We start from the raw sequence: 7,794 nt of genomic DNA on the forward strand, positions 1-7,794 counted from the left end.
GCGATGCCGCGCATCGTCGTTTCGGAACGGCCGGAGACCATTTTGCCGATCCGAAAGTTCATTCAGGAACGTGTGCTGGCGCGGCTTCCTCGCCGGGCGAGCCGCTATGGCTACGACATCCTGCGATGGTGGGACAGGCGCGCGATCGGGGGGGATGAATCGGGGCAGCCCGTCGCGGTGCTCGCCACGCATGACCTCAGCCGCAGCGGCGCCCCTTGGGTCGTGCTCGAGATAGCGACGACGTTGCAGGCGGCGGGCTATGCCGTGACCCTGGTGTCGATGGCCGACGGCCCCATGCGCGACGATTTCGAGGCTATCGGCATCAACGTTCTTATCGACTGCTACCCCACTGTGCGAAAGGGCTATTTGGCCCGGCTGGCGGCGGTCGCGGACATCGCAATCGCCAACACGGTCGTGACCGCGCCGATCGTTGCGGCATGGGCGCCACATGTCGTTACCGCCTGGTATCTGCACGAGATATCGCTGCTCGAGGCGATGCTGGCCGACGGGTCGATTGCAGCGCCGCTTGCGGGGGCGACGAGCATTTGGGCGGGAAGCGAAATGTGTGCCCGGATCGTGCGACCAGTGCGTCCGGATGTCGCAGTGTTTCCCTATGGCATGGCTCCGATCGGCGCCCCCGCGTCACCCCGCGCGCCCGGCCGCTATCGCATCGCGGTCTTCGGATCGATTGAGCCGCGCAAGGGCCAGGATTTTGTCGTCGATGCGGTCGTGTTGCTCGACGACGTGCTGCGCCGCAAAGTCAGTATCGATTTCTATGGACGCGTGCTCGATGCGGACTTCGCGCGCGCGATCAAGGCGAGGGCCGAACCCTATCGAGCGATCCGATTTATGGGTGAGGTGGACCGGACCGCGTATCTCGATGCGTTGCGCGGCGTCGACGCGGTGCTGGTCAGTTCGCGAGACGACACGCTCCCGCTGGTGTCGATCGACGCCTTGAGCGCAGAGAGGGTTTTGATGCTTGTGCCCAGTGTCGGCACGACTGCATGGTTGAATGACGATGTCGACTCACTGATCGCGCAGGAAACTAGCGCGAAGGGAATCGCGGGACTGATTGCCCGCGCGGTCGAATCGAGCGATCGGGCCAGTGGAATGGGCATGGCGGCACGCAGGGTGTTCGACCGAGAGTTTTCGCAAGCCGCGTTTCGTACAAAGTTGCTGACGGAACTGGACCGGGCGTCGAGTGGGGTAGGGGACGACAGATGACGCTTGCCGGTAAGACTTGCGTCGTCCTGGGTGCGGGCGGCTTTATCGGCGTGAACGTCTGCGCGGCGTTAACCGCAGCGGGCGCCAGCGTTCGCGGGTTCGGCAGACGTCCGCGCTTCGCCGCCGCGCCGCGCGTCGATGACTGGATCGAGGCCGAATTCGGCGACAACGCAGCGCTTGGCGACGCGCTGCGCGGTGCGACGCACGTCATTCATCTACTCGGCGGGAGCAATCCAGTCATCCACAACGCCGCACCCGTCAACGAGGTCACCGCCAACATTATTCCCTCGGTCGGCCTGCTTGAGGCTTGCCGTGCGGAAGGGGTAAGTCGCGTCGTCTTCCTGTCGTCCGGCGGCACGGTCTACGGCCCTAACGCGCCTGTCCCGACCGGCGAGGGCGCGCTGACCGATCCCATCTCCGCCTATGGGATCGGCAAGCTGGCGGTCGAGAAATATCTCGGTCTGTTCCACTATCTCCATGCTCTCGATTATCGCGTGTTGCGGGTTGCCAATCCGTTTGGACCCTATCAAGTATCCGGGCGCGGACAGGGGTTCATCGCGCAGGCGATGCAGCGCGCGATCGACGACAGACCGATCGAGATCTGGGGCGATGGCTCGGTCGTTCGCGATTTCATCTACATCGATGATGTCGCCGAAGCGGTGGTCTGCAGCGTCGCCGATACGGGCGATGCGCGGCTGTTCAATATCGGCTCGGGCAAGGGCCGGTCGCTGCTCGAAGTGATTGCCGCGATCGGGGAGGTTGTGGGACGCTCGCCGATCGTCAATTTCCGGTCAGCACGAGCCGCCGACATCCCGGTCAGCGTTCTCGACATCGAGCGTGCGCGTCACCGCCTCGGTTGGGCGCCCAAGAGCGACTGGACACAATCGCTGATATCGACGCGTGACTGGCTCCTGGCCAATCCGGTTGCTCGGTCCCAGCTTTGATCGTGGCCCGCCCGGTTCAATCGACTCGCGGTATTGGCCTCACCCGTCTCGATCTTGCTCCACTTTCCATACATCATCCATACCCAATCCTTGGCAGCGCCGAATAGGGGCGCAAGAACGTCCGGATACGTGAGCCTACCACGACGCGCGGATCATAAACCCAGTGTCGGGCCTTTATCGAGGATACCGTGTCCGGTGCGGTTGGCGCGCGCGGTCACACTGCCTCGATCGACCTTGGCATCGTGAAAGATTGTCACCGCCTCGGTCCCGCGGCCGCTAGGGGAGGAGAAGCGGTTGTCGACGATGTTGATCTTTCGCATCACTCCCTCGACGAAGCCGATCGCAATACCCAATCTGCCATCTGTTAAGCCACAATCGACGAACCGGTTTCCCGTGATGTCTAGCCCGTCGACCGATCGCACCCACACCGCATAACCCTGTATAGTGCCATCCCGCTCGAAATCGTTGTTGCGGACCGATACCGCAGCGTTCGTCGCCTGATAGCCCAATTCTGCCATCTCGCCGCAGTCAATGAAGCTGTTTTGCGCGATTGTCAGGCCGCGAATACCTTGTACCAAGAACGGCTTGACGCATTGAGACACCTGATTGGAAAGGATATCGATCGCGTAGGGCCTGTCGCTCGTGACCGCGCCAGAGTCGCGGTAGCCTGATGCGGAAAAACCACCGTGCCGCCGTTCAACGATATTCTCTTCGATACGGATCGCATGCTGTGGTGTGTGGACGGCGTCGTTCGGTTGCAACGTCACCGCCACGGCGTAGCCTCCGCCGCCCACAAAGCGGTTGTCCCGGATGACGATGTTGCGGATGATCGCGAATCCGTTCGGCTCGGGTTCCAAGTCAATCGCACCGGGCATTGGCGGGCCCGTCGCCGAGTCCATCGGATCCGCTGCGCCCTTGCCACCAACGCGTGTGACGTTCTCGAAACGGCATCGTTCGATGAGCAGACCGTCGCAATCGAGGATAGATATGCCATTGCGATTGTTCGCATCGACGCCGTCGAAGTGGCAGTCCCGGACCGCAACATCAAGATTGTGTCGCTCGTTCGCCTGCACCGTCGATGACCCGACGTAAAGCCCATCGCCGCGGAAACCGCGAAAGCCTACGCGGTCGATTTGCGCACCAGTGACGCCACTTAGCATGACCAAATAGCTGAATTCGCTAAATCCCCGCGTCACTACCTCGTCCTCGAAGGTCAAGTCGCTGATTGCGATTCCGGTTAGATTGCGGGTCGTATCGGCCGAGCCACTGTCGGCGTAGAGGATGAAGGAGTTCGCCCGGACATAGGAGCGTGCGATGATTGTGCGATCGATCCCGTCGCCGGTGAGCTTGAATCCGGATGGTAAATTGTCGTCACCCACGCTGCCGATCACGTAACGCCCGCCGGTTCCGGACCCCCGAGCCGCTGGGGCGTGAATTGGTAGCCCCGTCGAGATCGCACGATGAAGCGCATCGGTATCATCGCGATCGCCCGAGCGACGAAAATCGGGGAGCATTGCGACGTCACCGACCACCAGCGACTTGCCCAAACAGGAGGGCAGCATCGCTGCGCCCGCGACGCCGGTGCCGAACAGGCGTACAATTTCACGCCGCGTGGCGTTAAACTGGCTCATGGGCACGATTTCCTTGGTTCAGGCAGCCTCTGTCAATACGGGCTCCCAGTTGCTAGGACACGGTCTCCCGTGAACCTCGATTGAACGTCGCAAGCCATGGATAATAAGCGCGCAATATCGCTCGCCGGGCGCCATATTGCGCTGTTCACGCGCTATGGCGGTGCCGGCCCGAGCAGCCGGTTACGATTTTATCAATATAAAGCGGCGCTGGAAGCCGCAGGAGCGCATGTTGTTGTCGAGCCGTTCTTCGACGATCGCTATGTCGAGGGTTTATTCGCGACCGGCAAACGATCGCGCGCAGCGATTGCGAAGGGCTTCCTCAGGCGGGCCGCGGCGGTCGCACGCGGGGGGCATGACCTGATATGGGTTGAGAAAGAGGTCTTTCCCTTTCTGCCCGGCGTATTCGAGCGGGTGTTTCATGGGCGCGGTATTCCCTATGTCGTCGATTACGACGACGCAATTTTCCACAGCTACGATCTGGCTGAGTCTCGGATCGTCCGGACGATGCTTGGACGCAAGCTCGATCCGTTGCTCGCAGGTGCGGCGCTGATTACCGCGGGCAATTCGTATCTTGCGGATTATGCTCGCGCGCATGGCGCGACGCGCATTCTCACGGTGCCGACCGTCGTCGATACCGCGCACTACCCGGCGACGCCGCCGCTTGACGATGGAGAGATTCGGGTAGGGTGGATCGGAACACCCGGCAACGCGTCTTATCTTAAACCAGTGATAGAGGCGCTCAATCGGATTGGTGACCGCTTGCCGGTGAGGTTGCTCACGATTGGTGCCGGGGAGTTCCCCACTCTCGCCGTGCCACATGAGCGTTACGAATGGTCGGCGAAGACCGAATCTGCGCTACTTTCGCGGATAGACATTGGTGTGATGCCGCTCGTCGACAGCCCGTGGGAACGCGGCAAATGCGGCTTCAAGCTAATTCAATACATGGCCGCCGGTCGTCCCGTGATTGCCTCGCCGGTCGGAGTTAACGCGGCAATCGTGACCCCCGATGTCGGATTGCTAGCGACAAGTGTCTACGACTGGGCAGATCGGATCGCGCAGTTGGCAGAAGATGCGTCCGCGCGTGCGGCAATGGGTGCCGCGGGACGGCGGGCGGTTGCGGAACACTATTCGCTTGACGCCCTTGCGCCCGTGATCGTCGGCGCTTTCGCTGATCTGCTCGGCAGTGCTGGCGATCCGCGCACGATCATTGCCATGCCCGGTGCTGCGTCTTAATGGCTAGTGCATACCCTTTCGCTGGAGTTAAACTGCGTGTCCGTCATCCTCCTTGAACTTAACGAGGTCAATTTCGATTTCATCCAAGCCTATGTGGCGAAAGGTGAATTACCGACTTTCGCGCGGCTGATCGCGCGGCACGGCATCCAGGAAACAGAATCCGAGGATCATTACGAGGAACTTGAACCCTGGATCCAGTGGGTTAGTGCGCATACCGGCATGACGCTGGCCGAGCATGGGGTGTTCCGTCTTGGCGACATCGTCGATCGCCCGGACATTAACCAAATCTGGGAGGTGCTTGAGCGGCAGGGCGTCGGCGTCGCAGCAATGAGCCCGATGAATGCGGTCAATCGGTGTAGCAGGACCGATTTCTTTGTGCCCGATCCTTGGACCCCCACGCCGGCAACCGCGCCGGCGGCGGTCCTCCGGCTATATGGCGCCCTAGTAAAAGCGGTGAACGACAACGCCGAGGGAGAGCTGGACGGAAAGTCATTGTTCAACTTACTTGCTGGTGTCGTAATCTATGCTCGGCCCATCAATTATTTTCGCTACGTCGCTCTGGCGGTGCAAGCGGCTCGTGGTTCGAAATGGGTGAAGGCGATGTTTCTAGACTTGTTACTGGTCGACGTCTTCATGCGCGTGATAAAGTCAAGCAAGCCAGGCTTCTCGTCATTGTTTCTGAATGCTGCGGCGCATATTCAGCATCATTACATGTTCAATGCTGAAGTCTATGATGGGCCGAACTCAAATCCAGACTGGTACGTCGATTCGGAAACGGATCCAGTTTTCGCGGTTTATGCCCTTTACGACCGTATCGTCCGTCAGATTGAACGGGCGTTTCCAGCCTCGCGCATAATGCTGGCCACCGGGCTCCATCAAGAGCCATATTCTGCTCCAACATACTATTGGCGACTACGCGACCATGCCGCATTTTTGAGCGCTACGGGCGTCCCGTTTGAACGCGTTGAACCCCGCATGTCACGTGACTTCCTGATCTACTCGCGCAATGCGGAACAATCAATTGTGGCTGAAGAGGCGCTGGCGCGGATTACTACGCAGAAAGGTGAGGCATTATTTGACGTAGACAATCGAGGGGACACGATGTTCGTGACACTTGTTTGGCCGCATGACATCGGTGAAGAAATGGTAATATATACTGACGGAACGGCTCTTGGGCCATTACGCCCCTATGTCAATTTCGTTGCAATCAAGAACGGTGGCCACAATGGCATCGGTTATTTCATAGATACTGGCGCTACGAGCCCCGCGGCGGGGAGGTTTCGACTAACCGAGATGCCCTTGAAAATAGCTGCTGCGTGCAACGCCGAATGGCACCCCTCCACATGAGGCATATTTAATGAATACAGACTGAGGTCTGATCTACGTGTTTCGTGTGGATCCGATAGGGCACGGCTTTCAGCAGGTGTTCTATGAACTTGCACGCGTCCGCCGGCCAGCCCTGTCGACCAGTTGGGGGACGTCAAGCTTCGCTGGTGCGATCGATGCCAACGAACATGGAGAGCTTGCCCTATGGCAGTCTGAGCCTCGGCGATATCCACGTGGAAGAAACCGATTGGGTAGCGCTCGAAGTGCTGGCGCTTCGGCCCTTCGACTTCGCTCAGCACAGCCTTATCGCCCTCGATGTCTGGCAGACGGGAGACACCATGACGCTGAGACATTGATGCAGCGCTGAGCGCTTCAGATGAGGGATCGATTGACGTGACCCCCGTCTTTCATCCAGCGGCAACCAGAGACTGACCGATGTGAGGGTCCCCCGGTTTCTCCTCCAGTTCGAAGGCGAGCTTCCGGCGTTCATTCGGTTGCCTTTGCAGCCGCGGCAGCTGCAGCCGCGGCAGCAGCATATTCGATTGGCGTCAGCCAGCCAAGCGATGTGTGAGGACGGCTCTCGTTGTAGTCCCGCCGCCAGGACTCGATCTTGGTCCGGGCGTCCTCGAGCGACAGGAACCAGTGCGTGTTCAGGCATTCGTCGCGCAGCCGACCGTTGACTGATTCCACGAACGCATTGTCCGTCGGCTTGCCCGGCCGGGAGAAGTCGAGCGTGACACCGTTCTCGTATGACCAGCGGGCGAGCGCCTTCGAGATAAACTCCGGCCCATTGTCCACCCGGATGGTTCTGGGCGCTCCGCGCGACAGGGTGATCCTTCCCATCGCGGCGACCACCTGTTCCCCCTTGATGCCCTGATCGACATCGATCGCCAGCGCCTCGCGCGTGAGAGGTGGCTCGGGAAATCTGAACAGCGGGGATAAGTGGATTGCCGATCTGACCGCGGCCATGTTGGCCGCCCCAGGAGGCAAGATGAGCAAGCGACCCCGCCGGAATCACAGCCCGGCGTTTAAGGCCAAGGTAGCTCTGGCTGCCGTRAAGGGTGAGAAGACGCTGGCCGAGTTGGCGCAGCAGTATGACGTGCATCCAAACCTCATCAACCAGTGGCGATCCCGGCTGCTGGAGGGCGCGGCGGACGTATTCGGATCGGAGCCGGCCGCGAGCGAACCGGCGATCGACGTGACTGTGCTGCACGCCAAGATCGGCGAACTGACACTGGCGAACGATTTTTTGGCCGGTGCGCTCGGGAAGGCCGGTCTGTTGCCGAGCGCAAAGCGATGATCGACCGCAACCATGCGCTGCCGCTGACCCGTCAGGCACAGCAGCTCGAGATCAGTCGCGGCAGCATCTATTATCTGCCGCGGCCGGTATCGGAGGCCGATCTGGCGATCATGCGGCGGATCGACGAGCTACATCT

General features: G+C 60.5%; 5 protein-coding genes and 3 pseudogenes. 5 read left to right on the forward strand and 3 right to left on the reverse strand.

All coding sequences use genetic code 11. The features are described from left to right. The first annotated feature begins 3 nt into the window (after positions 1-3). Complete coding sequence (locus EAH84_RS14300; RefSeq protein ID WP_140872673.1) at positions 4-1,224, forward strand: glycosyltransferase family 4 protein; 1,221 nt, start codon at positions 4-6, stop codon at positions 1,222-1,224. Further along, the gene (locus EAH84_RS14305; RefSeq protein WP_140872674.1) at positions 1,221-2,168 is read left to right on the forward strand and encodes an NAD-dependent epimerase/dehydratase family protein; all 948 of its coding nucleotides are present in this window, start codon (positions 1,221-1,223) and stop codon (positions 2,166-2,168) included. Before EAH84_RS14300 ends, EAH84_RS14305 begins: the two co-directional genes overlap by 4 nt. A 152-nt stretch (positions 2,169-2,320) precedes the next feature. Here EAH84_RS14305 and EAH84_RS14310 read toward each other — a convergent pair whose 3' ends face one another. Continuing rightward, positions 2,321-3,799 (reverse strand): right-handed parallel beta-helix repeat-containing protein, encoded by a 1,479-nt coding sequence (locus EAH84_RS14310; protein ID WP_140872675.1) that lies wholly within the window; start codon positions 3,797-3,799, stop codon positions 2,321-2,323. 96 nt (positions 3,800-3,895) lie between these two features. Here EAH84_RS14310 and EAH84_RS14315 point away from each other — a divergent pair, with 96 nt between their 5' ends. Both EAH84_RS14315 and EAH84_RS14320 read left to right on the forward strand, forming a co-directional pair. Continuing rightward, positions 3,896-5,032 carry a glycosyltransferase family 4 protein gene (locus EAH84_RS14315; protein WP_140872676.1) on the forward strand — a complete coding sequence of 379 codons (1,137 nt, stop codon included), beginning with the start codon at positions 3,896-3,898 and terminating at the stop codon, positions 5,030-5,032. Positions 5,033-5,068: 36 nt separating this feature from the next. Continuing rightward, on the forward strand, positions 5,069-6,379 hold the full coding sequence (locus EAH84_RS14320) for a hypothetical protein (protein ID WP_140872677.1): 1,311 nt from the start codon (positions 5,069-5,071) through the stop codon (positions 6,377-6,379). 139 nt (positions 6,380-6,518) lie between these two features. Here EAH84_RS14320 and EAH84_RS16655 read toward each other — a convergent pair. Together EAH84_RS16655 and EAH84_RS14330 are read right to left on the reverse strand one after the other, a co-directional pair. Then, positions 6,519-6,624: pseudogene (locus tag EAH84_RS16655) on the reverse strand (IS481 family transposase); the annotation flags it as partial. Between the two features lie 220 nt (positions 6,625-6,844). Continuing rightward, positions 6,845-7,264, reverse strand: a pseudogene (locus tag EAH84_RS14330) (integrase core domain-containing protein); the annotation flags it as partial. A gap of 85 nt (positions 7,265-7,349) precedes the next feature. Between EAH84_RS14330 and EAH84_RS14335 the strand changes: the two are divergent. Continuing rightward, positions 7,350-7,794, forward strand: a pseudogene (locus tag EAH84_RS14335) (transposase); the annotation flags it as partial.

This window comes from Sphingomonas oligophenolica, assembly GCF_006438955.1.
Taxonomy (GTDB): domain Bacteria; phylum Pseudomonadota; class Alphaproteobacteria; order Sphingomonadales; family Sphingomonadaceae; genus Sphingomonas; species Sphingomonas oligophenolica_A.

Coding starts and splice junctions, on each gene's coding strand:
- EAH84_RS14300 (WP_140872673.1), top strand. CDS start 4: ATGCCGCGCATCGTCGTTTCGGAACGGCCGGAGACCATTTTGCCGATC.
- EAH84_RS14305 (WP_140872674.1), top strand. CDS start 1,221: ATGACGCTTGCCGGTAAGACTTGCGTCGTCCTGGGTGCGGGCGGCTTT.
- EAH84_RS14310 (WP_140872675.1), bottom strand. CDS start 3,799: ATGAGCCAGTTTAACGCCACGCGGCGTGAAATTGTACGCCTGTTCGGC.
- EAH84_RS14315 (WP_140872676.1), top strand. CDS start 3,896: ATGGATAATAAGCGCGCAATATCGCTCGCCGGGCGCCATATTGCGCTG.